We start from the raw sequence: 25,442 nt of genomic DNA on the forward strand, positions 1-25,442 counted from the left end.
TAGGTGGCCGACTTTTACGCCGCCCGAAGCGGGACAATCCCGCCGCTACCGTGGTCTAATTTTGCACCGCCGCTCTCAGGCTTCCTTATTCTTTTCCTTGAGGACCTGAACGGTCGTCTCATCACCGTGAATGAGAGGCTGCGACCTGAGCCGCAATCTCAGCGCATCATAGATGCGGTGAAGATGCTTCTCGCTCGAGCCGATCACCCAGTGAGCGAGAGCGCCTCGGCTGATCGGAACGCCGGCACGCTCGAATGTCTGAGCCACGCGGTAGAGCGGCGTGCCATCGACGTATTTGTGGACGAGCGCGAAAGCCAGTGTCGAGGCGGTGGCGATGCTGCCCGGCAGGGGCTGCGTCGGCATCGGAGCGATCACGACAGGCGTATTGATCCCGGTGCGGTCGCAATGGCGGCAGGCATACTTGAACCGCACGTTCTGCAGGACTTTTGCCTTGACCTCGATATGGAGCTGCTCGGTGACGGCCTCGCCCATGCGATGCATTTGACTGTCGCAGCAAGGGCAAGCTTTCTGATCGTCGGCAAGGTCATATTCGACACGCTCGCGTGGCAAATCTTCCGGTAGAGGCCTTCTGCCACGCTTCTTTCCCGTTGTGCTTTGGACCACCGGCAAGCCTGTATCCGGGAGATCGGCGGCCGCGTCGCCATAATCAGGATCATCCTCGTCCGCGGCCTCTTCGGCCTCGTTGAAGATGCGATCAATGTGCTTTTCGCTGCGGGGGGCAAAACGATGGAGCCTTGCAAGCGCCAGTTCTTCTTCAAGCTTGACGACCCGCTGCGAGAGGGCCTCCTTCTCGGCTTTGAGCGCAGCAATTTCGGCGGCGTTGGCCGCCAAATGCGCCATCAGCTCTGCAACGCTCAGTTCGCCGGTTCGGGTCATCCCAGTTTTGAATCTGAGCCGTGCTGCCGCGTCAATAGCTCAATTCGCCACCTTTAGCCGGCGATCTGATACTGCCGCACGGGATGGCGGATCATCGCATCGATATCGATCCCGTCGAGGATCCAGTGCAGTTGCTCGGTCGTCAGTGTGACCACCGTCACCTCTCGGCGCGGCCATCGGAACTTGTCTTCGGTCAACCGCTTCAGGATGAGCACGAAGCCCGAGCGATCGAAGAATAGCAGCTTCACCCGGTCACGCCGGCGGTTGCAGAAGGCAAACACTGCAGGAGCAAACGGGTCCAGCGCCATCGTCTCCTGGACCAGGACCGCAAGGCTGTTGATGCCGGCCCGGAAGTCGATCGGTTCGCGATGCAGATAGACTTGAAGATCAGCGCCAAGCTTAAACATGACCCAGAGCTCCGATGATTGCCGTCAATGCGTTGAGATCGCGGCACTCCAGCGTCAATCTCACACCATTCGGCAATGATACACTCACCTTCGCTGGAGAGGTCAGCGGGTCGCTCCTCTCCGTCGTCGGCAATCGCTCTTCGCGATCCGTGGCAGGCATCTCAATGTCGAACTCGCTGCTCGGGGCGGCAATCTGAACTGGAATAAACGCAGATGTCGAAGACGGCGATAATGGATGTGCCGGGGTATGTTTCCTGATCCATTTCCAAACGAGGTTCGCGTTGACCCCGTGTTCTCGCGCCAGTTTCGATACTGATGCGCCGGGTTCAAGGCAGGCCGCAACAAGGCGATCTTTCGAACCTTGATCGAAGCGCCGTCTTCCATTCCGACCAACCAGCCGCACAGCAAGTTTTTGACCTTCACCCATACTTGGTGTCCACCTTTTTTAAGTGGACACCTCATGCCAAAGCTCACTCAATTACAGAAGGTGCGGAGAAATTCGCGCTTACTAATGAAGCACTACTATTTCTGTTTGGCATGCCCACTATCCGTGTTAGCGGGCGTGTTATCCCTGTCACTTCGGCGAGTGAAATCTCAAGTGGCAGCGGCGCGGGTCTCGCCGGAATTACACTCAAACACGATTATAGCGAGTTATTCTGTTGGCACTGTACCGTTTTCTTTTCAGAGCCGCTTGACTCTTCGGAACTCAGATCAAAGGCCTTGAAAGGGTGTAGCCAAACGCACTTCAATTCATCGAAGCCACGCCATGAATATCCTAGCCAAGATCAATCAATTCGCTCTATTGGGCTGGAGCAGTATGCCCAAATTCTTGAGCCTTTTTGCGCTGAGCGGAAGTCAGAGCCTTCCAATACGCTGGACATTTCGGGTCGGCATTGCGCGAAGATCAGCAACGTAGCTTGATTTATCTAGCCGTACTTTAAAGAATGAAGGGTCGTGATCGATAGCGTTAGCTTGCAGTCGCCAGAACACCACATTCGCGAACTTAGGCGTCAATGCCTTGTGAAGCTTATAATATTTGAGCGCACTGGAAAGAATGTCGTTCGACTCTGCCGACGCCAATCGTTCTAAAGCACGCAAGCAACTTTCAAGGCGCATCTGCCGCACACGTTCAAAGAGCGCTTTACGGGCCTCTCCAGCTGTAAGCTCGCGACCTTTATCGAAAATCGCAACTTGGAACTTGAGAATACATTCAGAACCAACGTCGAGCCGGTTGCCTGTCTGACGGTTCATGATCTCAAAATGATACCGAAGTCCATCTTGATCGCACAGACGGCAGATTTCATGAGATAATTCGTGATCAATGGTTTCTCACGTAAAATGCCATTCTCGAAATGCGGCGGGTAGTGTAGCCGAAAGTGAAAGCGGCACGATATTTTCGGCGACCCGCTTTGGGAAACTGTGCATTTAATGGACGCCTCCGACTTCCTGAGTCATTTCAAACACGTTCTTACGAGTTCGTCTAGTTCACCATGTCGGTAAGCGCAGGTCTCTATTCCAAGCTGCCAATTGCAAGGCCTGAAACTTTCCCCAAGACAATCGAACAAATTAAGAACATTAGCTTTGACACGCGACTTCGGTGATTGGTATTGTCGGCCACACAAACTCCCCACGCCAAATACTCGTTAGTATATCGCATCTTAGGTCGTAACCAGGATAAGGCACATGGCAAAAGATAATTCGTTGTTGTTGGAATTCCGCAAGTTGATCAGCCAGCGCGTCGACGCCGGCCAAGTCGCTCAACCCAGTGAGATTGTCGACGAAGTCCTCAAGAGCAAGCCGCTATCAGGTGTTCATGCCGAGTTTTATAGGGCCTACGCGAAGAAGCCACTCGTGGACATGGTCACCCAAATGCTCAAGCGGGTCGGCATGAGCGACGACCCCGCTCCACCACAAATGGTTTTTCCGGGCCATACGCGTCTTGTGAAATCATATCCCGTCCGCAGGAACGGCGAGCGCGCCTTGGTACCTTTAAGCCAATGCTCGGATCGAGAGCTGTCTGACCACGTTTCACTTTTACGGAAGCAGGCAAAAGGCTGCGACAACCACGCAGATGAATTGGAAGGCTACGTCAACAACCGGCCAAGTTCAGCAGACGGCTCTCAAGGAAAGCCCAACGCTGCCCTCGAACCCGCCTGACAGCCAAGTACATATCATTTCGCCGAATCTCTGAGAGTGCGATTTATTTTCAGGGAGCAGCGTACTTTACGTCAGCACAATCAAACGCTGTACACCCATCGAATTTGCACTTGCATAATCGGCCTTACAACATTATTGTTGTAAGCATGATTCCAGCGTTCATCAGTTTGCCTGGCTCCCCCTGGGATGTGCTGCCATCCGGTATACACTTCGCGACCCTCGAAGAAGTTGCAAATGCATATGGATACAATGAGCGGCGCCGTGTGCTTTTCGCAGGATTAGTTGAGGGCGCAACCGCACTGGTGAAGGCTGGATGTTCGAGGATCTATTTGGACGGTAGCTTCGTCACATCGAAACCCATCCCGGGCGACTACGACGCATGCTGGGATCCAGCCGGCGTTGTAGGGTCCCTTCTCGATCCCGTTTTCAAGGACTTTAGCGATGGCAGAGCACGACAAAAAGCACGTTTCGGCGGCGAATTTTTTCCTTCAAGTGTCGTAGAAGCTGGGTCCGGAAAGGCTTTCCTGGATTTCTTCCAAGTGGAGAAACATTCAGGCGGAAAAAAGGGAATTGTTGGGATTTCGATCACGACGGATGCGATGGTCCTTCGGAGGCTAGCCCATGATATTCAGTGATCGTCAGTACGCAGTGTCGAAAGAACAGCTCACCAATCTAACAGATGCGGCCCTTTCTCTCCAGGTTGTGGATGGCAAGATCGATTGGCTGAAGCAAATCGAATCCGATGCGCTTCAAAGCCAGATAGCAGACATTCGGCGCGAGATGGCGGAGTACGATTTCCTTAAATCCGGAGCTGTCGGCTTTACGGAGGAGTTCTCCTTTGAGGAATTGCCGCGCGTTCTTATAAAGGCCCGAATTGCTGGTGGCCTTACCCAGACGGATCTCGCTGAAAGTCTGGGATTGAAGGCGCAGCAGATACAGCGGTATGAAGCCACTGACTATATGAGCGCCAGCCTGGCGCGCCTCTTGGAAGTTGCAAGTATTCTGAACGTTCGGGTCTCTGCGTCCTATGGGGCAGGTGATGAAAGATCGGACGGTGCAATTTATGCTTGGTCTGACGCAAGCTCTGTCGAATGGAATAGGTTCCCACTTCGAGAAATGGCCAAACGCGGGTGGATTAGTGGCACTGATCTCGCCTTTTCCGCTCGTAGCTGGTTTCATCAGGTAGCTGGGCCTCAGTTTGCAACGGCGCTTCACCGTAAGAAAATGCACAGCGGTAACGCACCGAACGAGCACGCTCTCCTCGCGTGGCAGGCGCGCGTGCTTCAGAAGGCGAGTGACGACTTCGAAGCGGGCTTGATCGGTGAATTTCGCTTGGACGACCGTTGGTTAGGCCAGTTGGTCGCGCTTACGAAAGATCACGATGGGCCGCGTAAGGCTAAGGATCTTCTCGGCCGAAACGGCATTGGAATGATCGTGCAAAGTCATCTGCCGGGCACATATCTCGATGGTGGAGCAATGGTCGCACCATTCGGAAACCCGGTAGTTGCACTCACTCTTCGGTTCGATCGGCTAGATAACTTCTGGTTCGTGCTATTTCACGAACTGGGTCACGTCTTCTTGCATCTCTATAACTCTCTCCGCTTCGACTTCTTCGATGAGGAGGATGGCCACAAGGCGATCAGTATGAAGAAGATGCGGATAAGTTTTCGTTGGACCATCTCATCCCACAAGATGCGTGGCGTAGGTGCCTCTCTCGTTTCGCGTTGACTGAAGAGGCCGTTCTCATTGATGCGGAAAAGCTCGGGATCAGTGCGAGCATTATTGCCGGCAGAATCAGGAAGGAGAGGAACGATTTTCGGCTTTTCGCCAACCTAGTCGGATCAGGGAACGTTCGGGCTCAGTTTGAAGGAATGATGGAATGAAGCTAACTCCGAGCATGTATGTTCCATCCCTGCGTTGGCGCCTAGGCGAGTATCAAGCGCTCTTCCGCCTCAGCGACACAGCAAAGCAGCTAGTCGTACCGCTCATTCTTATTCCTGAACCAGAATACGATTTCGAGGAGGGTCGTCCAAAGAAGACGGTTCAGGAGCAGGTCCAGACCTTCCCGAAGCGCTACCAACAGAAGTGGGGCAAGAGACCGGCTTGGATCGATGTTCACGCAAATATTGCCACAACCAGCATGACGGATGGCCGGCCACCCATGTCATTCGTATTCGAAGAACTTTCGGGTTTCGGGTCTAGGGCCGTTCCGATCACCTCGCTGGACGCCCCGCCAGCAGTGAATGGAATAGTGTCCCGTATCGCGGCGACCGACAAGCTCGGTGTTGGAATCAGAGCTCGGCTCGAACATGTGATGATGCCAAACTTCGATGCTCGATTGACCACACTGATCTCGTCGATAGGCCTCACCCGAGATCGGGCAGACCTAATCATCGATCTAAGCGCTCCGAATTTCCAGCCTTACGCGGATTTCGCCAACGGCTTGATTGCGGCGATGGAGAGCATATCCGATCTTGTGGTTTACCGATCGTTGGTAATAGTCGGTACAGGTTTCCCTCAAGTTCTGGCCATCGACAAACCGGGCGGGCACCTGCCTCGCCACGATTGGATCTTCTACAAGGTCTTGCGATCCCAACTTTCTGGTTATGGACGTATCCCGAACTTCGGAGACTATACAATCGTTCATCCAGAATTTACCGCCCAGGATATGCGTATGCTCAAGCCCGCGGGCAAGTTGGTCTATACAGCTGGCGACACATGGAACGTTCGAAAAGGCGGGGCATTCCGGGCTGACCCAGATCAGATGCACACGCACTGCGAAAGCATTGTCAAGTCAGGCCAGTTTTCCGGCCCGCACTTTTCAGCTGGCGACGAGTACATCGATCTATGTGCGAAAAAGCTCGCCACACCGTCGAACCTGACGCGCTGGAAAGAAAACGGCATCAGCCACCATATCATGCATGTGCTGGCAGACCTCGCCATGCCGAGCGCTGGACCATGAAGTTGCGAATTGCCGTAATAAGATCCGCGATAGGCATCTGAGCTGCTAGATCAACGTAGAGGTGCAGCCTACTTCTCTTAAGCTCCCGAGGAGACGCTCCAAAACCCGCGAGGAGCTCGGCGGCCTCAGAATGCCAGAGCAGATGCGCAACATGAATGGGATCGACAAACGGATTAGCCCGGGCGCGCCGCACTGTTTCAAATGCAATGCCGCCTCTTGATCCTTTTTCGGCACTGATCAGACCGCACCAATCTGGAACAATCCCCTCTGCCTTGGAAAGATGCCTCTCAGCGCAGACGAGCGTAAGCTTGCTAAGCCCTTTCGAATAAAACTCCAGCTGCCCCGGAAGTCGGTCGAGGGTATCGAGACTGCTCTTGATCTCGAAACCATGGACCTCCGCAGATATAACTGCGACATCAATCCGCACCTTGGCATGCGACAAACCAAGTTCGTCAACGATGATGACATCGTCGGTGCTATGATATGACCGGAACTTCTTTCTATGAAGCGCGGCCCTAATTTCCTGGTCGTTCGTTGTAAGCATAGTTGCGTCCCCTAGCAGAGTTATTGGCCGATTTCATGGCCCCGGCCAAGTCGTAATTCTCATCATTGGTGCGAAAATCGAACTCCGCTGCTCACCAATCAGAGAACCCCCCACGCGCGAAACCTCCCCCTGCCCGTCATCTCCCTCAAGCCCAGCTCCAAAAGAACCCGCCGCGCCCCCTGCGGCGTTATTTCCAGCGTTTTGGCCACCATCCCGGCCGACACCAGCGGTTTTGCCATCACCAGCTCGACCAACTCCGGCAGTTTTGAAGACGTCCGCCGCCCTTCTAGCTTCCGCTCCAACAGGGTCCGGGCCAGCGCCAGCCGGTCATGCTCCTTCAGCCCGATCTCGGCAGCCACGATCAGCCCGTGGGCGATCGCCAGCAGCCGGGTCTCCCGGTTGCGATGCCGGCGCCGATCGACTGGAATGCTTTTCAGGCCGAGGTTGATGGCGGCGAGATGGGCGCCGGTGGTGACGCCGGCCTGGCGCAGGATCGAGGCGGCGAACAGCCGACCAAGCCATGGCGCATGCTGCAGCACCGACAATTCGTTCCAGGCATCCAGAGCGACGATGGCCTGCAGCACCGCCGGCAGGTCTTGGGCCTGTCGCAGCACGCCGCGCCATTCGTCGAGCCGCGCATCCTCGTCCCAGTCGAGATCGTAGATCATCGGATCTTTTTCCTCGCCCCGACCACTGGTGCGATCGGGGCGCGTGGCGTTTTCGATGGCGGCGTTCGATCGGGCCAGCATCGCATCGATGGCAGCGTAGTCGACGCCGGGGAGATTTTCGAAGTCGTCGGTGTCATCCCCCTCCCCTTCCGCGTCGATCGCCACCGCCGGCCGAACAACTCCGGCCGTCGTCGCCTCGTCCCCGCCGCCCGACCCGATCTCCGCCGTCTTTCGCAGTGTCCTAAGCCCGTCGGCGGTCAACGCCCAACCGGACGGCTGAGCGGCGATGCGTCGGCGGGTGCGCAGCACGTCGCGGGCGATGGTCAGTTCGTGGGTGGGCGTGCGAATATCCTTCGTGGCGTCGTGGAGGACGAGGTCTTCGAGGTGGACAAGTTCTCCGTCGATCCAAAGCGAGGCGCAGGCGTCGGTGAATTGGGATCGTTCGAGGAAGCCCGCGCCGACGGGCGAGCGGGCGATGCGCTCGTCGAGACGCGCGAGCGCGACACCGGCGTCGAAAGCCGGCCGCATCAAGGTACTCATGCTGATTTTCGTAATATCGTAAGCCATTGATATCATGGTAAATGATCTCTTAGGAACTCTATATGATAATTGTAGTTCCTCACATGGTATGATTGTTGGTTGGCGTTCTAACCATCGATAAGTACCCCTTATCGATGGTATATAATTCAGTCTGAAGCCAATATACTTATCCGAGTGGTGCCTCGACCTTATCCTTTGCGATGAGCCACGTGACCGCTTCTTGTACGGCTTGCAGCGATGTGTGCCGAGGGACGAAGCCGAGGAGACGCCGCGCTTTTTCCATCGAGCAGTTCGGGCTACGCGCGATATGCTCCCAGGTGGCTTTCGCGTCTTCGGCGTTCTGGCCAGCCGCCCATTGGTCATAGGGAAGAAATTCCAGTTCGGGTTCATGACCGAACCAGCGCGACATGCTCTCTGCATATCCGCGCAGAGTCAGTGCCTTCTCGGAGACAGCATGGAAACTCTCACCGATTGCCGTTGCACGAGAGAAAATGGCCGCCATTAACAAGCGGGCGACATCTCTCGCGTGGACGTGATGGACAGTCTCCAGGCCAAAGTTCGGCAAGGCAAGTTTGTGGCCGCGCGCCAGCACCGAAAACACCTGCGGATTGAAGTTGCCCTGCGGGTTGAGCGGGGTCCAGCCCGGTCCGACGATGTGCCCGGGATGAAGAATGGTCACGGGAAACCCGTCCTGATGCGCCTTCTTCAACAGGTAGGTCTCGATCTCGGCTTTCTTCACCCCATAGTCGCCGAACGGATATTTTGGTGCGTCTTCAACGGTCGGCACAGCAACAGACGTGCCGTGGGTCCAGATCGTGCCTGTGTGAAGGAAATGACCGACATGACCAGACAGCGCTTCAACCAGAATTTCAGCGCTGGGTTTTGTGAAGCAGATCATGTCGATGACGATGTCGGGCTTCAGCGACCGGATATCCTCGCCAAAACTGCCAGCGCGCTCCAGCGCCTCCCGATCCATTCGCAGACGTTCGACGTGACGCCAGGCCGTGTGCGGCTGGTAGGGTTCGGCCACGCCACGACTGATGGCGACAACCTCATGCCCTGCTTCAACGAGGGCGGGAATGAGGTAGGTCCCGACATGCCCCGTTGCTCCGATCACGATCACACGGGTCATAACGTCACCTGACTGCCTGGTTGATGGAGGCTCGTGTTCGGGAACGCGCACCTGTCGCTCCGGTTCCGAACGGTCCGAACGCCTTAAAATCGCGAGTTACATGGAGCTGCGCAAGGTGCAGCACGGGATCGGGCGCTTCCAAACGGGTCAGACAGCTCCGAAACTAAATTCTCATTGTCTTATACACGCTCTGTTAACATTATCGCATTAGCAGGCGTGCCCCGGCCTTAGGCCGGCGATGTTCGACCAACTGCGGATGCCTTATGCGAAAGCACATTGCCTCACCCCAAACCCTCCAGCGCATGATTACCCAGTTCTGCCAAGCGAGGATCGCTTCCGTGGCAACACCACGAGACTGCCAGAACATTCAGCGCTTCATGCTAGCCCTCATCGCCGAAAAAGCCCCGCCGCCCATGAAGAACACAGGGCGCACTGCGGACTGGCGGCAGATTGCAGATGAATGTGATCTCCAGGACGACCTGTCGCCGAGGCTTAAGCGGGCGATGCAGCCAGGACTGGATGCGATCGAACGCTGGATACGCGACGTCAGCGAGGCGGAGCCGGTTCTAGCTCCCTCTCAGCAAGCACGGCCGCGCCCGCGGACGACGACTATGGGCAAGACGGCGGAGGCTAAACGATCAGTCAATGGCGCGCCGCCATCGAGATCGTCAACGTCGCAGCCAACGATGATATCCGTGTCGCCATCGTCTCGGTTGAAGCCTGGACCAGATCCGCAACCGATCGACCCCTTCCCCGAGCCACTCTTCAGCCAAGGGCAGGATCCCGCCTCTTTCCAGGAGGCACTGAGCTACCAGATCCGCCGTTTTGGCGAGACGTACTATCGCCTGCATAAGGCTATCGTCCGTCCAGAGGAGGCCTTTGACAAGAATACGCTGCTGAGCTGGATCACCGGCATGAAGACGCCGAGGAATTTGGAAAGCCTCGACATCCTCAACCGTATTGAAGCCCGCTATCGCCTTCCCCAAGGATACTTCAAAGCCAAACTGCCGCATGCCGCGCGCGCAGCATCGGGCCATGACGTCGGCAGCGACATCGGTCCAGCGGAACGCCGTCGATTGGCCTGGCATCTTCCGGACGACTTCAACAGTCTGCCCCATGCCAAGCGCGAGGAGATCCTTGAATGGGTCCGCCGCGTCATTATTACCGGCGCCACCGACTACAGGCGATATCAGGCAGCAGCCGTGCGTCAGCGATACGCCATACGCTTTCCCGGAATAGCCTATGGCGGCGGCCCATCGACCAGTTGCAACCTCCTCACACGTGTGGACGATGCAGATGAAGACGATGTCACGTCGATCGAGGATCCGGATCTCCTGTCCGGCGTGTTCGATGCGCCGCCAGCCCTTGCGATGGAAATGGCCGATCTCGTTAGCTTCAAGACATCGACGCTGACAGCCCTCGGGTTTCAGCGCCACGGGGTGTGGGGCGAGGAGACGGCGTCCCAGAAGATCGAGCATCTCGGCCTGATGTTCGGTGCCCTTGCCGCCTCCCCTGGCTGTGCCGTGCGCGGGCGTGGCGTGCCGTTGACGCACCTCACCTTCGGCATGCTGGTCTTTCCCGGCATCTGGGACTGGTATGTGCAGTGGCGTGAACGCCGCCGTGGCTTCTACACTGCCTGGGAGGTCGACATGCTGAGCGTCGCGCTGTCTTTGACCCGGGAAGGCACAGGCTGGCTGCGACAACATCCCGAACTTTTGCAGCGCGTTCGTGCCGTGCCCGGTCTGATCTCGCAAGCCGAGATCAATGACGCGCGCAGCGACTGGCATGCCGCCTGCGAACGTTTCTTCCAGTATGCCCGTCATCGCTCAAAGGAGATCCAGCGGGTCATGCGCGTCCACCGTGATCCGTTCGAGCCGATCATGCCGGTTCTGGAGGCGGCAAGCCCGCTTGCCGAGTATCGCAAGATCACGGAGGAGATCGTTCAGCGGATGCCGGATGAGCGCCGGTATCCGCGGGCTGTGGCCGAATCCGTGCGTGCTTTCCTGATGTTGCGTCTCGGCCTGCATCTGGGGCTTCGCCAGAAGAACCTGCGCCAGCTCCTGCTCTGCCCTCGCGGTCATTTTCCACGCTCCGAGCGGCGGCTGGAAGAACTGAAGCGGGGCGAGCTGCGCTGGAACGACCGTGAACGAGGATGGGAAGTGCTGATCCCGGCCATCGCTTTCAAGAATGCCCACTCGTCGTTCTTCGGCTCAAAGCCGTTCCGGCTGATCCTGCCCGATCTGATGGGGCTCTATACGCATCTTGACGCCTATGTCGCGCGCCACCGCAGTGTCCTTCTTGGAAACGCGCGCGATCCCGAAACCTTCTTCGTCAAGACGGTGAAGACCACCAGCAAGGATGCGGCCTACGACCAGACGACTTTCTACGAGGCTTGGCGGCTGACCATCCAGCGGTACGGGATCTACAATCCCTACACCGGCCGCGGTGCGATCGAAGGCCTTCTCCCCCACGGGCCGCATAACGTGCGTGATGTGCTTGCAACCCACATCCTGAAACAGACCGGCTCCTACGAGCAGGCAAGCTATGCCATCCAGGACACACCCGACATGGTCGCAAGGCACTATGGCCGCTTCCTGCCGCAGGATAAGGCGGCGCTGGCGGCGAAGATCCTCAATCAAGTTTGGCAGGCGGCGTGAGGTACATGTGCTCCGCGCGCAAGCGCGGATCCCTATGGCTCTACCGTCAATGGCAGTGGGCTTGACCAGTCTTCCTGTTCATATGACAGCACTGTCCGGGTGGAGAATCTTTACGGCAACCTCCACCATGAGCCTCCAGGCTCGTCGTGTGGCACAGTGAAAGGATGAAGCCTGCAATGGCTACGCAGCGTGTTATCGCCATCCACCTGCCCTCCGGTTGGCTGCACGATCTCCGCATCGTCTGCCTCTCGCGTCCCGCTGCCAGGAGTACTGACAATTTCCTTGATACGTCGGGTAAGACGGTGCCCCGCAATCGTTGTTGGCACAAATTGCGACGGCTGTTCCAACCAGTGCGATAGCCACGATTGCCGCAGCAGCCTGGTCCTGCTGCTGCACCATTGCCGGGCAATCGTAGGTTTGGATTCCACGTCGATTCAGCTCGAGCGCAATCTGCTGCTGGAAAACAGGGTCCATAGCCTGCAGAAATGTACGGCATAGGGAAGCCTGGCTGACGGCTTTAGGATTCCTGGCAAACTCAGCTTGAGTAGTGGTTGTGCAGCTCGCCAAGGCAAGCGTCATCGATGCGGCTAACGCGAGCCGCGCAATTTGCTTATATTTCAACGTTGTCCCCTCAGATAACGAGGAGATCATCGCACAACTTTACGAAGAGTCGATAGTCACTTACGGGAAGTCCAAGCTTTCTCTTTGACGAGCGGCAGATTTTAGGATTTTCCCCTAGAACTAGGGTAATAGGTTTTGTTTCCGATCAATATAAGCGTCTTATGAGTAGGCCCACGGCCGGAAATTGCGAGTTGATTGAAGAAGGTCGTTGAAGGAAGAAACATTCCGTCGGTCAACCGTGACATGAATGTGGTGATCGAACTCATGAGTTTGAGGGCGCATTGGACTTGAACGAACTGCACGCGATATAAGGGGGCAGTTAAATCAGGATTCAGGACCACTTACGAATGGTAAGCAGCATCTCCAGATTGCCGCGAGCATCACAGTAGGCTTCCGATCTTGTAAGACCTTGCCCGAAGTAAACCACGCGATCTCTTATCCAAGCGACCGGCTCTGTAAGAAAAGATGGCGCGCAGTGAAAAGGTCGAGATGCCCGCCACCGACGTTCTTGAACATCGTGATGTCGTCCCGCCCCGCCCTGCCCCAATGTCTCCGGCTGCAAAGGTCGAAGAGATCGGCGACGATGTCGTCCCGCGTGATGAGCCCGCGCTGAACCGGCTCGGCAATGTCGCCCGAGCCCTCACAGCCGACGCGGGTATCGACGAAAACTTTGCCGGCGCGGCGAGCGACATCGTCATCGGCCTCGCGCATGGTCGGCAAATAAGCGCCGATCAGATCGACGTGGGCGCCGGGTTTCAAATGTAAACCACGGACGAGCGGCTCCGTAGCCATTGTGACGCAGGAAACGATATCGGCCTGTGCGACAGCGGCATCGAGATCCGTTACACCAGAGATAGCGGGATCATCGAGGCGAGCCGCCAGTGCCTGTGCTTTCTCAGGATTTCGGTTCCAGATCATGATCTTGCCGATCGAGGGACGCACGCACCGATGAGCTGCGATCACGTGCGGTGCAAGACCGCCAGCGCCGATCACCAGCAGGACCTCCGCGTCAGCGCGTGCCAGGAGATCGACGGCAAGCGCCGAGTCTGCTGCTGTCTTTCGAAACGTCAGCGCAGCGCCGTCGCACGTCATCAGCGGCGCCCCGGTTCGCCCGTCGATCAGCGTCACCAGACCTTGTACAGAAGGTTGCGGAACGGGCAGCGACGGGTTGCCGGGGAAGACGCCAACGAGCTTGACCGCGATCATGTCGCCACTTGCCCAGGCGATGAGTGAGACAAAGGCATTGTCGGTGTTGCCGCTGTCCGTCATCACATCGACGCGGGTCTGGGGCATCGTACCGTCGCTATGGGCCTTACGAAGGGCAGCTACGAGGCTCCGGTAATCAAGCAGATCGTGGACGGTCTCGGCATTCAAATGCAGCATGCAAACTCCGGGCGTCAGAGGACGCGGGCGAGAAACGACTTCGTGCGCGCGTGCTTGGGGTTCGAAAGGACCTCGCGGGGCGGGCCGGCTTCGACGATGACGCCGCCATCCATGAAGATGAGATGATCGGCGACATCGCGGGCGAAAGCCATCTCGTGCGTGACCACCACCATGGTCATTCCCTCTTCCGCTAGCTGCCTCATGACGGCTAGGACCTCGCCGACAAGCTCCGGGTCGAGCGCGGACGTCGGCTCGTCGAAGAGCATGACGGCCGGGCGCATGGCAAGCGAGCGCGCGATGGCCACACGCTGCTGCTGGCCGCCAGAAAGTTGCTTCGGATAGTAGTGCGCCCGCTCGCGCAGCCCGACCTTGTCGAGCAGCATCATCGCCTCCTCGATCGCCTCGCTTCTCTTGCGCCGCTGCACGACGACAGGGGCCTCGATGATATTCTCGAGGGCCGTCTTGTGAGGGAAAAGGTTGAAGCTCTGGAACACCATGCCCATCCGCTGGCGCTGGGCGGCAAGCTCGTTGAAACTCATGCGGTGGAGGGTCTTTCCACGCCAGCGAACGCCGACGGGCGCGCCGTCTAGGAAGACGACGCCGGAATCGGGCACCTCGATATGGTTGAGGCAGCGCAGCAGCGTGCTCTTGCCCGAACCAGACGGACCGACGATGCATGTAACGTCACCGGCCCTGACGCTCATATCGATACCAGTGAGCACGCGGTGCGTTCCGAAACTCTTGGTCAGGCGCTCGACGTTGAGGAGAGGCATGGCAACGTTCATGGCGAGACCTCCACCCGGCGGGCTCCCCAGAACCGGGTGCGAAACAGCGAGGCAAGGATCAGGGTGACCTGCAGCGGACGGCCGTCGTTCAGGCGATGTTCGATGTAGTGCTCGACAAGCGTCAGAATGGTGGAGAGCACGAGGTACCAGATGGTGGCGACGATCAGCAGCGGGATGGTCTCGTAGGTGCGCGAATAGATCATCTGCGCGGAATAGAGCAGATCGGGAAGCGCGAGAACGCTGACCAGCGACGTGAATTTCAGCATGGAGATCGTGTCGTTGCCGATCGGCGGCACGACGATCTTCAAGGCCTGTGGCAGCACGATCCGGCGCAGCGTCTGCGCTTTGCTCATGCCGAGCGTTGCCGCCGCTTCCGTCTGCCCGGTACTGACTGCCTGGATGCCGGCGCGGATCATTTCCGCCGCATAGGCGCTTTCCGTCAGCGCCAAACCAAGGACGGCGGCGCTGAACGGCGTGATCAGCGCATTCATGCTGGCCGACCAGAGCTGCGGACCGAAGGGAATGCCGAGCGACACCGTGGGAATGAGAAGTGCCAGGTTATACCAGAAGATCAGCTGAACCAGCGGCGGCACGCCGCGGAAGAACCAGATCCACACCCAGCTTGCCATCTGGAACACCGGATTTTGCGAGAGCCGCATGATGGCGAGAATAACGCCGATCGCCAGACCGAGCACCATGGCGATGAAGGTGAGAAGCAAGGTCCGCCCGAGCCCGGCAAGAATCTCCGGGCTGAACATATACCGCGCGACGACATCCCAGTGCAGGTTCTCGTTCGTCACGAGCAGGCGCACGAACAGGAACACGATCACGAGAAGCACGACGCCGCCGATCCACCGCGAGGGATGGCGTTCGGGGACCGGCTGGATCGTGTGGATATCCGGACGTTCGGGAAGAGTTTTCAGATTTTGCGCCATTCGAACCTCTGGCAGATGAGAAGAGGCAGGCAGCGGGGCATGCGTCTTCTTATGGATGAGAGGAGCCGCAATCGCGGCTCCTCGTCGTCGGCATGATTTCTATTTCGTGGCGGGATGCGCGGCGTTGACGAGGATAGCCGCGTCCAGCATCCCTGATCCATCGACGCCCCACTTGGCCATCAGGGCCTTGTAGGAGCCATCGTCGATCATCGCCTGCAAGGCATCCCGCAGCACCGGCCCGAGAGGGTCGCCGCGTCTGACTCCGATGCCGTTGAAGACGGCATTGCTCGTCAGCTTCGAAACGCCGAAGCGTCCGGTCTGCTTTGCCAGATACTGGAGCTTTGCCGAGCCGGCAGCCACCATTTCGATCCGGGCGGAGGAGACCGCGAGTTCTGCCGCGTTCTGCGTCGTGAACTGCTGGAGGTCGATCGGCTCCGCGCCGCTCTTCAAGCAGATGTCGGCGCTTACGGTCTGCAGGTACTGAAAGTCCCAGGCGCCCGTCATCACGGCAATCGAGTGGCCGCAGAGATCCTTTTCGGCCTGAATGTCGAAGTTCTTCTCCTTCAGGAATGCATAGGCCGTTCCCTCATTGCGCTGCGGCACGAAATCCAGCACCTGCAGCCGCTCTTCGGTTACGCCGAACGAGGAGAAACCGGCATCGAAGCGCTTGGATGCGAGACCCGGAATGATCGCGTCGAAACTGGTGGGCGTGAAGGTGAAGGTGACGCCGAGCTTCGCGGACATGGCCTTGGCCATATCGATGCTCCAGCCCTTCAGCTCGCCGTTCTCGATGAACTCGTCCGGCGGCCAGTCGTTGAAGGCCGCGACATTGACCCCATTCGCCCTGTACTGCTCCGGCACGGCATCATGCAGCTTCTGATCGATGCCGGCAGCCGACGCAGTGCCTAGAGCCAAACCCGTCAAGACGGGTACGAGCGCCAGTGTGAAGGCCAAGCCCTTCAGGTAGGCCGATGGTTCTGATCTCATCTTCTTCCCCTTTCTTCTTGTCATTCTTCCTCCAGGTTCCGACAAGTCGGGCGACCTCATTGGGTCCGTGGGATTGATACCCCTCCGTCATTGTGCGAACGTTCTCATAGGAAGACTTTGTTTTGCGGTTCCGTCAAGTCACAAAGTGTCGGGAAGGGTCATTCCCATCATAGATGGACATGAAATGCCTGTCCTTCCAAGGTCAGGCAAGGTACGCCAGAACGTGAGCAGGCTCTCATGTGAGCAGCCGTTCAATTGCAGCTTGGAGAAAGAAATGGCAGAAAAGCGTTCCGACAAGACGACGATCACCGATGTGGCGCGCCATGCCGGCGTCAGCACTGCAACGGCTGGACGCGTTCTCGGAGGCTATGGCTATACCAGCGCCGAAAACAAGGAAAAGGTCCGCCTCGCCGCCCAAGCGCTGGGCTACCGCGCAAATCAGTTGGCACGCAGCCTGATCACCGGCAAGACGCGCACGATCGGTGTCGTCGCTGGCGATATCCAGAGCCCGTTCTATGCCAGTGTTCTGCGCGGCATCGCGGATGTTGCGCGCGCACAAGGCTTTGGCGTGCTTCTGACAAACAGCGACGAACGGCTGGAACGCGAAATCGAGGCCGTTCAGCTACTCCTCGAAAAGCAAATCGACGGGTTGATCGTCGCTCCCTGCGACACGTCGGGTGCACGGCACTTGCATGACGCTGCGGCCTCCGGATGCCCCATCGTCCAGATCGACCGCCGAGTCGCCGGGCTCGCCGCCGATTCGGTAACGCTCGACAACCGGCACGCGGCTCGCGATAGCATCGGCCGGCTGATAGCTGCGGGGCACCGTCGGATCGGCATGATCGCGGAACTAGAGCGTTTCGAGTTCGGTGACATGGAGGCGTTCGTCGATGGCGTTGTCGCCGGTTCCATTGACCCGGAAACGCTGTTTCCCAGCTGGCAGCGACTGTTCGGCTATATCGAAGCGCACATCGTGCACGGGATCAGCATCGATCGCAGCCTGATCGGACGGGCCGGAACCTACTCTGGTTCGGCCGCACGTGCGGCCACGATGAAGCTGCTGCAGCGCGCCGACCGGCCGACCGCACTGTTCACGGCCGATGGGCTGATGTCGGCCGTTGCGATGGACGCCATCACATCACTCGACCTCAGCCTTCCTGATGCTCTTTCCCTGATCTGCTTCGACGATCTCGACTGGATGCGATTTCTCAAGCCCGGCATCACCGCCATCGCCCAGCCACTGACGGAGATGGGCCAAGCCGCTGCGCGCCTGATCCTGTCGCGCATCGGCGGGGAGGATAGCGCAGAACAGCATCACGTGCTGACGCACACGCTGGCGCTTCGCGGATCCGTGTCCGCACCTCAGGCCATCGACGCCTGACGTGCCGGCCGAAGTTCGGGAACATCGCCCGTCAGCGCGATAGGCGCCCCATGGCCAACGGCGCCGACGTATCGGCAGGTATCAGCGGCGGCATCGGCGGCCGCCTTCAGCAAGACGTCCGGCGCTTCTCCGGCCACAAGCCCGTAGAGTGTCCGGGCAATAAAGGTATCGCCCGCCCCGAGCGTATCGACCAGTTCGGCCGGCGACGCCGCGACCTCGAAGAGACCTGCAGGCCCCAGAAGCAGCGCACCGGCGCCGCCCCGCGTGACCAGCACCCACGTCGCTCCTGGTCCCCGCACCTCCCCGGCCCCCGCACCTTCCCGGCTCCGCCGAGGTCCTGGGTTCCTCTGAGCTCCTGAGCGATCGCGAGCGCCTCGGCACGGTCGAGATCGCCGGCAGAAACGGATGCCAGAAAACAAAACGGTGCGATGGCCTTGCGGTGGTCGGCATCCCGGCGCGTGGAGAAGTCGTAGGACAAACGCGTCTGGCCGGCGGCCTGGGGGACATGCGCATCGAGACCGCTGGATTGCCCGATGTGAACGGCGGAAAATGTGGAGAGCCAGGCGATATCCGCCGGGTCCGGCGCAAACATCGAGACGCCGAGGTCGGCGCGGACGAAGATGCGGTCGGCATCGCGATGGCCGATGATGCAGTAGGCTGTCGGGCCGTCCAGCACTCGCAACCGGGCGAGATCCACCCCTTCCGTCTGCAGTGCCGCTTTGATCACGGCACCCGCTTCGTCTTTCCCGATTGCGCCGATATAGGCCGACTGCCCGCCGAACCGGCGGATGAAGATGGAGAGGTTCAGGCAGTTTCCACCCGGAAACATCTGGCGCTTCGAGATATAGCAGTCCACGACGTTGTCGCCCATCGCAGCAATTTTGATCATCGCGCATCTTTCCGATTGACTTGATGTGAGAACGTTCGCACATTGGTCGAAAGCTGTCAACGCGGGCCTGACCCGACATTGCGAGACGCTGCCTCGGCGCATTCCGGCGGCCATAGCCTCGTCGTGTCCGGTGGCAGGTTGGCGACAGCTGCCTTCAGCAGGTGCCGGTGTGGCGCCGAGACAGACCGAGGATATGATGAAAACTGCCGTAAACGCTGATATCGCCGCCACGCTTGCCGCCTTGGGTTCAAGAACCGTTCGACAGGTCTTTCTCGTCGCCTGCGGCGGGTCGCTGTCGATCATGCATCCGGGCAAGTATTTCCTGGATCGTCATTCCCGGCGCATCACGTCGGACGTTTACAATGGCGACGAATTCGTCTGCCGCGATCCGCTGACGCTCGATGCCCACTCCATCGTGATTCTCTGCTCGCAGACGGGGACGACGCGCGAGACCGTTCGTGCCGCACAGCATGCCAAGGCCAAGGGCGCCACCGTCATCGGCATGACGCTGGATCCGGCATCGCCGCTGGCCGAAGCGGCCGATCATGTTCTTCAGTATCAGGCGTCCTACACAACCGGCGTGGCGATCGATGCGGCGGACAGCAATTATGGTGTACTCTACATGCTCCTCGCGGGCCTCGTGAACATCGCCGACGGTACCGACTATCTGCCGTCGCTGCTGAAAAGCCTCGGACATCTCCAGCCGGCGATCGACAAGGCCCATATCCGCTACGCGGACCTCTTCACAACCTTTGCCGAGCGCTTCAAGGACCGTCCGGTGATCTACACCACGGCGAGCGGCGCCAATTACGGCGCAGCCTATTCGTTTGCGATCTGCGTTCTCATGGAGATGCAGTGGATCAATTCACAGGCCATCCACGCCAACGAGTTCTTCCACGGACCCTTCGAGGTGGTCGACGAGAACGCCTGCTTCATCACCATGATGGGCCTTGACGAAACCCGTCGGCTCGAAGAGCGCACGCGCGACTTCCTGTATCGGTTCGGAGACAGGAATAACGTCCTCGTCCTCGACGCTGCCGATCTCGACCTCGACGGGATCGACCCGCAATTCCAGGGCTATCTCGTTCCCCTGATATTCTTCGATGCCCTCTGGAAATTCGCCTACAAGCTTGCCGATCTCCGCGATCAGACAATGCTGGAAGCCCGCCGCTACATGAAGAAAATCAGCGATTATTAAGAGGTCGGTCTCAAACGGCGGACGGGCTATGCTGTACTGGAAGCGTTGGCGGCGTCCGCCAACGGGCGAGCGAGTTCGCAGGCGCATGCGCCGGCGCCTCCTTACGCGGAGGCGTCGATCGGCTCAGCGCATCGCGAGCCCGATGGCACGCTGGTCCTATGGCTGCGAGGGAAAATTGAAGACGGGTCCGTTGTCGGACATGGTGAGTGGCGCTACCCGCCGCGTGACCCGCACTATGACCGTGTCCTGCGCCATTTGGGACCGATCCCACCGGGCGGTGAGGTTTTTGTGTGGCCATTTCCACCACGTGGCCGGACGAACCTGCGTCGCCTCAGCGACCAAGGTCGTAGGTCACGGTGACGATCACCTGGGGGCGGTCGCGACGTGCACCCGGTTCATCGGCACGGCTGAGGACCAGTGCCAGCTTTGGCTCCTTGCGCAGTCGGAAGAAGGTCGAGACCCGGCCCTCTCGGTGCTCCTCGCCGATGCGCTCCCAGCGATCGGAGACGTCCGGCGAGGCGGCCACCGCTTCGGCCGCCGGCTGGAAGTCGGCCCCGCCGCCGCCCGTGATGTGGCACATCGGAATGTCGCGCGAGACCACCAGCGCGTAACCCTCGTTGGGTCCGACATTGATCCGCCAGTACCGGTTGCCGCGCCGGAAGGGCTCGGGTGGGAAGAGCGGCTCCGGCAGGCTCTCGGTCTCGAACACCGCGCCACCAAGATCGATGGCCGCGAGGAAGCGCGCCGGATCGTTCAGCCAGCTTGACGGGTCGAGGACCCAAATCTCGCAGCCGCGCAGTGCGCCCTCCAGACCGCTGCGCAACGGATCCGCGACAGGCCCATCCTGCGCCGATGCGGACCCGGAGATGGCAAGCAGCATCGTGGATGCGAGCAGCAGGCGGGACAAACGGCCCATGTCGATGGAGCTCCGTAAGCGCAGCATCATCGGTTCTCCAAACCCTTTGAGGCGCGCTCGGCTCTGATCATGTCCGCTTCTCGCCCGATCTCGTCGCGAAGGGCCGTCAGTCCTGCCCGCATCCGCTCGTGTACGGCAGGATCCAGCGAAGGATCGGGATAACGGACGTCCCAAAGGAGCACGACGTCGATCGTCCGCTGGAGCTTGGGGATGTCGCCGAAGGCCCAACCATTGACGGGCGGCCCGAGTGTCTCGAACAGCGACGAAAACAGAGCGGGTTCGCCGGTCGGGTCCTGAGCTGGGCTGGCGTTCAGGCGTGAGCGCCAGCGAAGTTGTCCGGCATAGAACCAGAACGTCGCCTCGTCTCCCCTGCCCGCCTGCATCAGGGGTGCCGCACGTAGCATGATTGCGCTGGGCAGCGCGTTACCCGCGGTCTCAGCACCTGGCGGCAAGGCCGGCTCCTCTGCGAAGGCAGGTGGCGGAGCAAGAAGAAAGATGGCTGCCGCTGCAAGATGCGGGAAGATGGTGCGATAGGACATGTGGCGCGGTGGCTCCCGATACACGAGGCTTGGCAACGAAGGGAGAAAGTGAACGGCAGCCTACGGGAGTGGACGAGCAATTGTAGAACGGTTCGGACGGGTCACTTCCGGTTATCCAGGCCCTTCGCAAAAGTCGGTCGTGAATGCTAGCTCTTTGCGACCGGTTTTTGCGACATCAATTGTCTGGAAAAAATTCAATGTCGCTGATTTTGTCGCAAGTTTTGGAGAGTTGCGACGCTTTGACAGCATCGTCTCCAGCTTCCTTGGCGTTCTCTGCCTCACAGCCGCTCGTGGTTGGATCGGGCGCTAACAGGCCCTAGCAGAACCGACTGTAAAATGGAGACGGTACCACGACGTCTTGACACTCTAATAATATATAATAATATAACGTATATTAAAACTCGTGGAGTTCATGATGCCTGCTGTCGAAATATCCGGAAAGCTGTCGATCTCACCTCAGCCGAGCCTCGATGGCATCCAGTCGCTGAGAGACAGGGGGTTCAAGACACTCATCAACAACCGACCGGAAAACGAGGATTCTGACCAGCCTGGAACGCAGCGTGAACGCCAGGCCGCCCAACACTGCGACCTGTCCTACGTATTCATTCCGGTCATACTCGACTCGATCACCGAGGCAGATGTGCGTGCGTTTCAGCGCGCGATCGACAACTCCGAAGGACCCGTGCTCGCCCATTGCAAGTCTGGAACACGATCCCTCAGCCTTTATCTGATCGGCGAGGTTCTTGACGGTCGCATGTCGGCCGACGAGGTCGTTGATTTCGGACGTAGCCGCAGCTTCGACACCAGCGGTGCTGCGCGCTGGCTGGAGAACCAAGCCGCGCGACGGCCGCAGGTGAAGGGCTTCTTCGACAAGCGCACCTGCAGCATCCAGTACGTTGTATTCGACCCCGAGACCCGCAAATGCGCCATTATCGATCCTGTGCTCGACTTTGACGAGAAGGCCGGGGCCATCGCGACCATCAACGCCGACGCCATCTTCGCATATATCTGTAATGAGGGGCTGACCGTGGAGTGGATCCTCGACACCCATCCGCATGCCGATCACCTCTCGGCCGCCCAGTATCTCAAAGACAAGACCGGCGCGCGGACGGCCATCGGCGAGCGCGTCGTAGATGTTCAGAAGCTGTGGAAGGGCATCTACAACTGGCCTGAGCTTGCAATCGACGGATCTCAGTGGGACCGGTTGTTTGCCAATGGCGAGACCTTCAAGATCGGTTGCATCGATACGAAAGTGTTGTTTTCTCCGGGACACACGCCTGCCTCCATCACCTATGTGATCGGTGACGCAGCCTTTGTGCACGACACGCTCTTCATGCCCGACGGTGGCACCGCGCGCGCCGATTTTCCCGGCGGTGATGCTCGTGACCTATGGAGGTCGATAGAGAAAATTCTGGCCCTCCCGGACGAGACAAGGATCTTCACGGGCCACGACTACCAGCCGGACGGGCGGGAACCTCGCTGGGAAAGCACGGTGGCCGACCAGAAGACGTTCAACCCGCATCTTGCCGGGCTGACGGAAGAAGACTTCGTGGCGTTGAGGACAAAGCGCGACAAGACGCTGCCGATGCCCAAGCTCATCCTGCATGCCCTGCAGGTGAACATCCGCGGCGGGCGGCTGCCGGAGCCGGAACCCAACGGCAAGCGCTACCTCAGGTTTCCGGTCGACGCATTACAGGTAGCAGCATGGGCATGACCACCGACCTGAAAACTATGCTGAAGGCTGGACTTTCTCCTGTCGAGATGGCCACCCGGGCCGGAGAAGTTGCCAACCTCTTGAAGACGCTTTCGCACCAGGCGCGTCTGATGATCGTCTGCACGCTTGTGGAAGGGGAGTTTTCAGTCGGCGAGCTTGAAGAGAAGGTCGACATCCACCAGCCGCATCTGTCGCAGCACCTCACCGTGCTGCGCAACTCCGGGATCGTTCAAACGCGGCGTGAGGGGAAACAGATCTTCTATTGCCTAACGGAGGAAAGGGCCGCCCTGCTGGTTGCCGCCCTCTATGACATCTTCTGCGCGAAGGAAGTCAAATGAGCGCATATCTCACCTCATTGGCCGGGGGAATGCTCATCGGCGCGTCCGCCGTCATGCTCCTGCTCCTCAACGGCCGGATTGCGGGGATCAGCGGGATCGTCGGGCGTCTCGCCCAAGGCGTCGGATTGCCAGCCAATCTTGCCTTCGTGCTCGGACTGTTACTCGGGCCCCTCACATACCTGTTCGTGTTCGGCGGCTGGCCGACGGTTGAGATCACCACCGGCTGGCCGTTGACCATCGTCGCTGGACTGCTGGTCGGCTTCGGATCGCGCATGGGATCGGGCTGCACCAGCGGCCACGGCGTGCTTGGTCTCGCGCGCCTGTCCCCGCGTTCCATGGTCGCCGTCGCCACCTTCCTGACGGCCGGCGTGGTCGCTGTCGCAGTCCTGCGTAGTCTTGAGATATGAATAGGAACATCTACCAGTTCGGCGCCGCTCTCCTCTCCGGCATTGTGTTTGGTTTGGGCCTGTCGCTCTCCGGCATGCTGAGTCCGGCTCGTGTCCAAGGTTTCCTCGACATCTTCGGCGCTTGGGATCCAAGCCTTGCCTTCGTTCTTGGTGGAGCCTCCGTCGTCGCCTTCGTCGGCGTCCAGGTGACGAAGCGGATGCTCCATCCGGCCTTCGATGACAACTTCCATCTGCCGACGAACCGTCGGATTGACGCTCCGCTCGTTATCGGCTCGGCCTTGTTCGGCCTGGGCTGGGGTATCGGTGGCTTCTGTCCCGGGCCGGCAGTCGCGTCTCTGTCTGTCGGCATTCCGCAGATAGCTCTGTTCGTTATTGCCATGCTGGTCGGAATGAGCTTGCATGACAGAGGCTGGGGCAGGCAGACATGAGCACCTCAATGCTTGCAGCAGTCGGCTCCGGCGGGATTGTGGGCTTCATGCTCGGCCTGCTCGGCGGCGGCGGCTCGATCCTAGCCACTCCACTGCTTCTTTACGTTGTTGGCGTCAGTCAGCCTCATATCGCCATCGGAACGGGCGCGCTTGCTGTATCCGTGAACGCGTTCGCTAACTTCGCAAGCCATGCGATAAAGGGTCACGTCTGGTGGCGGTGTGCGGTCGTCTTTTCGGCGCTCGGCGTCCTTGGTGCCCTTGGCGGCTCCAGCCTTGGCAAGGCGATGAACGGAGACCGTCTGATTTTCCTGTTCGGAATTCTGATGATGGTCGTCGGCGTCGTGATGCTGAAGCCGGGCAAGCCGGCTTCGGCAGGAAGCCGGCCGGTCGATCTCAGGATGTGCGCGATCACTGCAGGCGTTGCGCTCACCGCCGGCGCTGTTTCCGGCTTTTTCGGCATCGGCGGCGGCTTCCTGATCGTTCCGGGGCTGATGTTGGCTACAGGAATGCCGATGATCAACGCGATCGGCACGTCTCTCCTGGCCGTGGGTGCGTTTGGAATGGCCACCGCACTGAACTACGCCAGCTCCGGCTTCGTCGATTTGCGGCTCGCCGCCGAGTTCATCGGGGGAGGCATTGTCGGTGGCGTGATCGGGATGCTGCTCGCCACACGGCTCAGCAGTTACAAAAACATCCTGAACCGGCTGTTTGCTGCGCTCATCTTCGCGGTCGCCGGTTACATCCTGTACCGCAATTGGGGACTTTGACGATTGGGCCGCGGGATAGATCGCTCGCCTACCTTATCTTGCATCTCAATCGCCGTTCGAAGGCAGTATCGCCAAGCTCCTTCCCGACTATTCGTAAATCCAAAGGTCGCTTCGGGCGAACTCGGCTTTTCGCTTGTCGCAAAACTCCCGCTTAGAAACACACTTGTTTTCCCGGCTTCTGCGACTTCGC

At 59.0% G+C, this 25,442-nt stretch carries 25 protein-coding genes and 2 pseudogenes; 12 read left to right on the forward strand and 15 right to left on the reverse strand.

Annotated elements, in window-relative coordinates:
- Positions 1–78 precede the first annotated feature (78 nt).
- The 4 genes and pseudogenes from GA0004734_RS24380 to GA0004734_RS26320 form a co-directional block, all read right to left on the reverse strand.
- Positions 79–897: pseudogene (locus tag GA0004734_RS24380) on the reverse strand (transposase); the annotation flags it as partial.
- A 53-nt stretch (positions 898–950) separates the two neighbouring features.
- On the reverse strand, positions 951–1,304 hold the full coding sequence (gene tnpB / locus GA0004734_RS24385) for an IS66 family insertion sequence element accessory protein TnpB (RefSeq protein ID WP_060716621.1): 354 nt from the start codon (positions 1,302–1,304) through the stop codon (positions 951–953).
- Positions 1,297–1,731 (reverse strand): IS66-like element accessory protein TnpA, encoded by a 435-nt coding sequence (locus tag GA0004734_RS24390; RefSeq protein WP_092932084.1) that lies wholly within the window; start codon positions 1,729–1,731, stop codon positions 1,297–1,299. Before GA0004734_RS24390 ends, tnpB begins: the two co-directional genes overlap by 8 nt.
- 428 nt (positions 1,732–2,159) lie before the next feature.
- Positions 2,160–2,555 carry a hypothetical protein gene (locus GA0004734_RS26320; protein ID WP_210173777.1) on the reverse strand — a complete coding sequence of 132 codons (396 nt, stop codon included), beginning with the start codon at positions 2,553–2,555 and terminating at the stop codon, positions 2,160–2,162.
- Positions 2,556–2,987: 432 nt separating this feature from the next.
- Between GA0004734_RS26320 and GA0004734_RS24400 the strand changes: the two genes are divergently transcribed.
- The 4 genes from GA0004734_RS24400 (at position 2,988) to GA0004734_RS24415 (ending at position 6,423) form a co-directional block, all read left to right on the forward strand.
- Positions 2,988–3,461 (forward strand): hypothetical protein, encoded by a 474-nt coding sequence (locus tag GA0004734_RS24400; RefSeq protein ID WP_092938617.1) that lies wholly within the window; start codon positions 2,988–2,990, stop codon positions 3,459–3,461.
- A gap of 146 nt (positions 3,462–3,607) precedes the next feature.
- Entirely contained in the window at positions 3,608–4,096 is a 489-nt protein-coding gene (locus tag GA0004734_RS24405; RefSeq protein ID WP_092938619.1) for a DUF6932 family protein, read from the forward strand.
- Positions 4,083–5,189, forward strand: coding sequence for an XRE family transcriptional regulator (locus GA0004734_RS24410; RefSeq protein ID WP_245292637.1), 1,107 nt, complete (start codon positions 4,083–4,085; stop codon positions 5,187–5,189). Before GA0004734_RS24405 ends, GA0004734_RS24410 begins: the two co-directional genes overlap by 14 nt.
- Before the next feature lie 151 nt (positions 5,190–5,340).
- Complete coding sequence (locus tag GA0004734_RS24415; protein WP_092938621.1) at positions 5,341–6,423, forward strand: beta family protein; 1,083 nt, start codon at positions 5,341–5,343, stop codon at positions 6,421–6,423.
- Here the strand turns inward: GA0004734_RS24415 and GA0004734_RS24420 are convergent.
- The 3 genes from GA0004734_RS24420 to GA0004734_RS24430 all read right to left on the reverse strand — a co-directional run bounded on the left by GA0004734_RS24420 (position 6,377) and on the right by GA0004734_RS24430 (position 9,307).
- Positions 6,377–6,967, reverse strand: coding sequence for a sce7726 family protein (locus GA0004734_RS24420; RefSeq protein ID WP_092938623.1), 591 nt, complete (start codon positions 6,965–6,967; stop codon positions 6,377–6,379). The genes GA0004734_RS24415 and GA0004734_RS24420 overlap by 47 nt on opposite strands.
- A 98-nt stretch (positions 6,968–7,065) precedes the next feature.
- Entirely contained in the window at positions 7,066–8,211 is a 1,146-nt protein-coding gene (locus GA0004734_RS24425) for an RHE_PE00001 family protein (RefSeq protein WP_092938625.1), read from the reverse strand.
- Positions 8,212–8,341: 130 nt separating this feature from the next.
- On the reverse strand, positions 8,342–9,307 hold the full coding sequence (locus GA0004734_RS24430) for an NAD-dependent epimerase/dehydratase family protein (RefSeq protein ID WP_092938627.1): 966 nt from the start codon (positions 9,305–9,307) through the stop codon (positions 8,342–8,344).
- A gap of 263 nt (positions 9,308–9,570) precedes the next feature.
- Between GA0004734_RS24430 and GA0004734_RS24435 the strand changes: the two genes are divergently transcribed.
- Positions 9,571–11,964, forward strand: coding sequence for a hypothetical protein (locus tag GA0004734_RS24435; RefSeq protein ID WP_092938629.1), 2,394 nt, complete (start codon positions 9,571–9,573; stop codon positions 11,962–11,964).
- A 1,056-nt stretch (positions 11,965–13,020) separates the two neighbouring features.
- On the opposite strand, the gene GA0004734_RS24445 is transcribed toward GA0004734_RS24435, so the two are convergent.
- The 4 genes from GA0004734_RS24445 to GA0004734_RS24460 form a co-directional block, all read right to left on the reverse strand.
- Positions 13,021–13,968 carry an ornithine cyclodeaminase gene (locus tag GA0004734_RS24445; RefSeq protein ID WP_092938631.1) on the reverse strand — a complete coding sequence of 316 codons (948 nt, stop codon included), beginning with the start codon at positions 13,966–13,968 and terminating at the stop codon, positions 13,021–13,023.
- Positions 13,969–13,982: 14 nt separating this feature from the next.
- Positions 13,983–14,753 (reverse strand): amino acid ABC transporter ATP-binding protein, encoded by a 771-nt coding sequence (locus GA0004734_RS24450; protein ID WP_092938633.1) that lies wholly within the window; start codon positions 14,751–14,753, stop codon positions 13,983–13,985.
- Complete coding sequence (locus tag GA0004734_RS24455) at positions 14,750–15,688, reverse strand: amino acid ABC transporter permease (protein WP_092938635.1); 939 nt, start codon at positions 15,686–15,688, stop codon at positions 14,750–14,752. The genes GA0004734_RS24450 and GA0004734_RS24455 overlap by 4 nt, the downstream gene beginning before the upstream one ends.
- Before the next feature lie 99 nt (positions 15,689–15,787).
- A complete protein-coding gene (locus GA0004734_RS24460; RefSeq protein ID WP_092938637.1) occupies positions 15,788–16,675 on the reverse strand; it encodes a transporter substrate-binding domain-containing protein in 888 nt (295 codons plus the stop codon).
- Between the two features lie 274 nt (positions 16,676–16,949).
- Between GA0004734_RS24460 and GA0004734_RS24465 the strand changes: the two genes are divergently transcribed.
- On the forward strand, positions 16,950–18,056 hold the full coding sequence (locus GA0004734_RS24465; protein ID WP_092938639.1) for a LacI family DNA-binding transcriptional regulator: 1,107 nt from the start codon (positions 16,950–16,952) through the stop codon (positions 18,054–18,056).
- Here GA0004734_RS24465 and GA0004734_RS26620 read toward each other — a convergent pair.
- Positions 18,038–18,331 (reverse strand): PfkB family carbohydrate kinase, encoded by a 294-nt coding sequence (locus GA0004734_RS26620; protein ID WP_245292638.1) that lies wholly within the window; start codon positions 18,329–18,331, stop codon positions 18,038–18,040. The two genes, GA0004734_RS24465 and GA0004734_RS26620, sit on opposite strands and share 19 nt — an antisense overlap.
- Before the next feature lie 284 nt (positions 18,332–18,615).
- Positions 18,616–19,248, reverse strand: a pseudogene (locus GA0004734_RS26820) (PfkB family carbohydrate kinase); the annotation flags it as partial.
- Here GA0004734_RS26820 and GA0004734_RS24475 point away from each other — a divergent pair.
- Positions 19,142–20,143 (forward strand): SIS domain-containing protein, encoded by a 1,002-nt coding sequence (locus tag GA0004734_RS24475; protein ID WP_175386686.1) that lies wholly within the window; start codon positions 19,142–19,144, stop codon positions 20,141–20,143. The pseudogene GA0004734_RS26820 and the gene GA0004734_RS24475 sit on opposite strands and share 107 nt — an antisense overlap.
- 331 nt (positions 20,144–20,474) lie before the next feature.
- Here GA0004734_RS24475 and GA0004734_RS24480 read toward each other — a convergent pair whose 3' ends face one another.
- Both GA0004734_RS24480 and GA0004734_RS24485 read right to left on the reverse strand, forming a co-directional pair.
- Complete coding sequence (locus GA0004734_RS24480) at positions 20,475–21,059, reverse strand: hypothetical protein (RefSeq protein ID WP_139056345.1); 585 nt, start codon at positions 21,057–21,059, stop codon at positions 20,475–20,477.
- A 26-nt stretch (positions 21,060–21,085) separates the two neighbouring features.
- The gene (locus GA0004734_RS24485) at positions 21,086–21,598 is read right to left on the reverse strand and encodes a hypothetical protein (protein ID WP_092938647.1); all 513 of its coding nucleotides are present in this window, start codon (positions 21,596–21,598) and stop codon (positions 21,086–21,088) included.
- Positions 21,599–22,013: 415 nt separating this feature from the next.
- Between GA0004734_RS24485 and blh the strand changes: the two genes are divergently transcribed.
- The 5 genes from blh to GA0004734_RS24510 are packed head-to-tail and all read left to right on the forward strand — an operon-like array spanning position 22,014 to position 25,252.
- Positions 22,014–23,312, forward strand: coding sequence for a bifunctional sulfur transferase/dioxygenase Blh (blh, locus tag GA0004734_RS24490; protein ID WP_092938649.1), 1,299 nt, complete (start codon positions 22,014–22,016; stop codon positions 23,310–23,312).
- Positions 23,303–23,650, forward strand: coding sequence for a sulfite-sensing transcriptional repressor BigR (gene bigR, locus GA0004734_RS24495; RefSeq protein ID WP_092938651.1), 348 nt, complete (start codon positions 23,303–23,305; stop codon positions 23,648–23,650). Before blh ends, bigR begins: the two co-directional genes overlap by 10 nt.
- Positions 23,647–24,057: a YeeE/YedE family protein gene (locus tag GA0004734_RS24500; RefSeq protein WP_092938653.1), complete on the forward strand. Its 411-nt coding sequence runs from the start codon at positions 23,647–23,649 to the stop codon at positions 24,055–24,057. The genes bigR and GA0004734_RS24500 overlap by 4 nt, the downstream gene beginning before the upstream one ends.
- Positions 24,054–24,485, forward strand: coding sequence for a YeeE/YedE family protein (locus GA0004734_RS24505; RefSeq protein ID WP_092938655.1), 432 nt, complete (start codon positions 24,054–24,056; stop codon positions 24,483–24,485). The genes GA0004734_RS24500 and GA0004734_RS24505 overlap by 4 nt, the downstream gene beginning before the upstream one ends.
- Complete coding sequence (locus GA0004734_RS24510; protein ID WP_175386688.1) at positions 24,482–25,252, forward strand: sulfite exporter TauE/SafE family protein; 771 nt, start codon at positions 24,482–24,484, stop codon at positions 25,250–25,252. The genes GA0004734_RS24505 and GA0004734_RS24510 overlap by 4 nt, the downstream gene beginning before the upstream one ends.
- Positions 25,253–25,442: the final 190 nt, after the last annotated feature.

Source organism: Rhizobium sp. 9140 (genome assembly GCF_900067135.1).
Classification (GTDB): Bacteria; Pseudomonadota; Alphaproteobacteria; order Rhizobiales; family Rhizobiaceae; genus Ferranicluibacter.

Bases quoted from the DNA above. Each gene is read 5' to 3' on its own strand.
- tnpB (WP_060716621.1), bottom strand. From the start codon at position 1,304: ATGTTTAAGCTTGGCGCTGATCTTCAAGTCTATCTGCATCGCGAACCG.
- GA0004734_RS24390 (WP_092932084.1), bottom strand. From the start codon at position 1,731: ATGGGTGAAGGTCAAAAACTTGCTGTGCGGCTGGTTGGTCGGAATGGA.
- GA0004734_RS26320 (WP_210173777.1), bottom strand. From the start codon at position 2,555: ATGAACCGTCAGACAGGCAACCGGCTCGACGTTGGTTCTGAATGTATT.
- GA0004734_RS24400 (WP_092938617.1), top strand. From the start codon at position 2,988: ATGGCAAAAGATAATTCGTTGTTGTTGGAATTCCGCAAGTTGATCAGC.
- GA0004734_RS24405 (WP_092938619.1), top strand. From the start codon at position 3,608: ATGATTCCAGCGTTCATCAGTTTGCCTGGCTCCCCCTGGGATGTGCTG.
- GA0004734_RS24410 (WP_245292637.1), top strand. From the start codon at position 4,083: ATGATATTCAGTGATCGTCAGTACGCAGTGTCGAAAGAACAGCTCACC.
- GA0004734_RS24415 (WP_092938621.1), top strand. From the start codon at position 5,341: ATGAAGCTAACTCCGAGCATGTATGTTCCATCCCTGCGTTGGCGCCTA.
- GA0004734_RS24420 (WP_092938623.1), bottom strand. From the start codon at position 6,967: ATGCTTACAACGAACGACCAGGAAATTAGGGCCGCGCTTCATAGAAAG.
- GA0004734_RS24425 (WP_092938625.1), bottom strand. From the start codon at position 8,211: ATGATATCAATGGCTTACGATATTACGAAAATCAGCATGAGTACCTTG.
- GA0004734_RS24430 (WP_092938627.1), bottom strand. From the start codon at position 9,307: ATGACCCGTGTGATCGTGATCGGAGCAACGGGGCATGTCGGGACCTAC.
- GA0004734_RS24435 (WP_092938629.1), top strand. From the start codon at position 9,571: ATGCGAAAGCACATTGCCTCACCCCAAACCCTCCAGCGCATGATTACC.
- GA0004734_RS24445 (WP_092938631.1), bottom strand. From the start codon at position 13,968: ATGCTGCATTTGAATGCCGAGACCGTCCACGATCTGCTTGATTACCGG.
- GA0004734_RS24450 (WP_092938633.1), bottom strand. From the start codon at position 14,753: ATGAACGTTGCCATGCCTCTCCTCAACGTCGAGCGCCTGACCAAGAGT.
- GA0004734_RS24455 (WP_092938635.1), bottom strand. From the start codon at position 15,688: ATGGCGCAAAATCTGAAAACTCTTCCCGAACGTCCGGATATCCACACG.
- GA0004734_RS24460 (WP_092938637.1), bottom strand. From the start codon at position 16,675: ATGAGATCAGAACCATCGGCCTACCTGAAGGGCTTGGCCTTCACACTG.
- GA0004734_RS24465 (WP_092938639.1), top strand. From the start codon at position 16,950: ATGGCAGAAAAGCGTTCCGACAAGACGACGATCACCGATGTGGCGCGC.
- GA0004734_RS24475 (WP_175386686.1), top strand. From the start codon at position 19,142: ATGAAAACTGCCGTAAACGCTGATATCGCCGCCACGCTTGCCGCCTTG.
- GA0004734_RS24480 (WP_139056345.1), bottom strand. From the start codon at position 21,059: ATGGGCCGTTTGTCCCGCCTGCTGCTCGCATCCACGATGCTGCTTGCC.
- GA0004734_RS24485 (WP_092938647.1), bottom strand. From the start codon at position 21,598: ATGTCCTATCGCACCATCTTCCCGCATCTTGCAGCGGCAGCCATCTTT.
- blh (WP_092938649.1), top strand. From the start codon at position 22,014: ATGCCTGCTGTCGAAATATCCGGAAAGCTGTCGATCTCACCTCAGCCG.
- bigR (WP_092938651.1), top strand. From the start codon at position 23,303: ATGGGCATGACCACCGACCTGAAAACTATGCTGAAGGCTGGACTTTCT.
- GA0004734_RS24500 (WP_092938653.1), top strand. From the start codon at position 23,647: ATGAGCGCATATCTCACCTCATTGGCCGGGGGAATGCTCATCGGCGCG.
- GA0004734_RS24505 (WP_092938655.1), top strand. From the start codon at position 24,054: ATGAATAGGAACATCTACCAGTTCGGCGCCGCTCTCCTCTCCGGCATT.
- GA0004734_RS24510 (WP_175386688.1), top strand. From the start codon at position 24,482: ATGAGCACCTCAATGCTTGCAGCAGTCGGCTCCGGCGGGATTGTGGGC.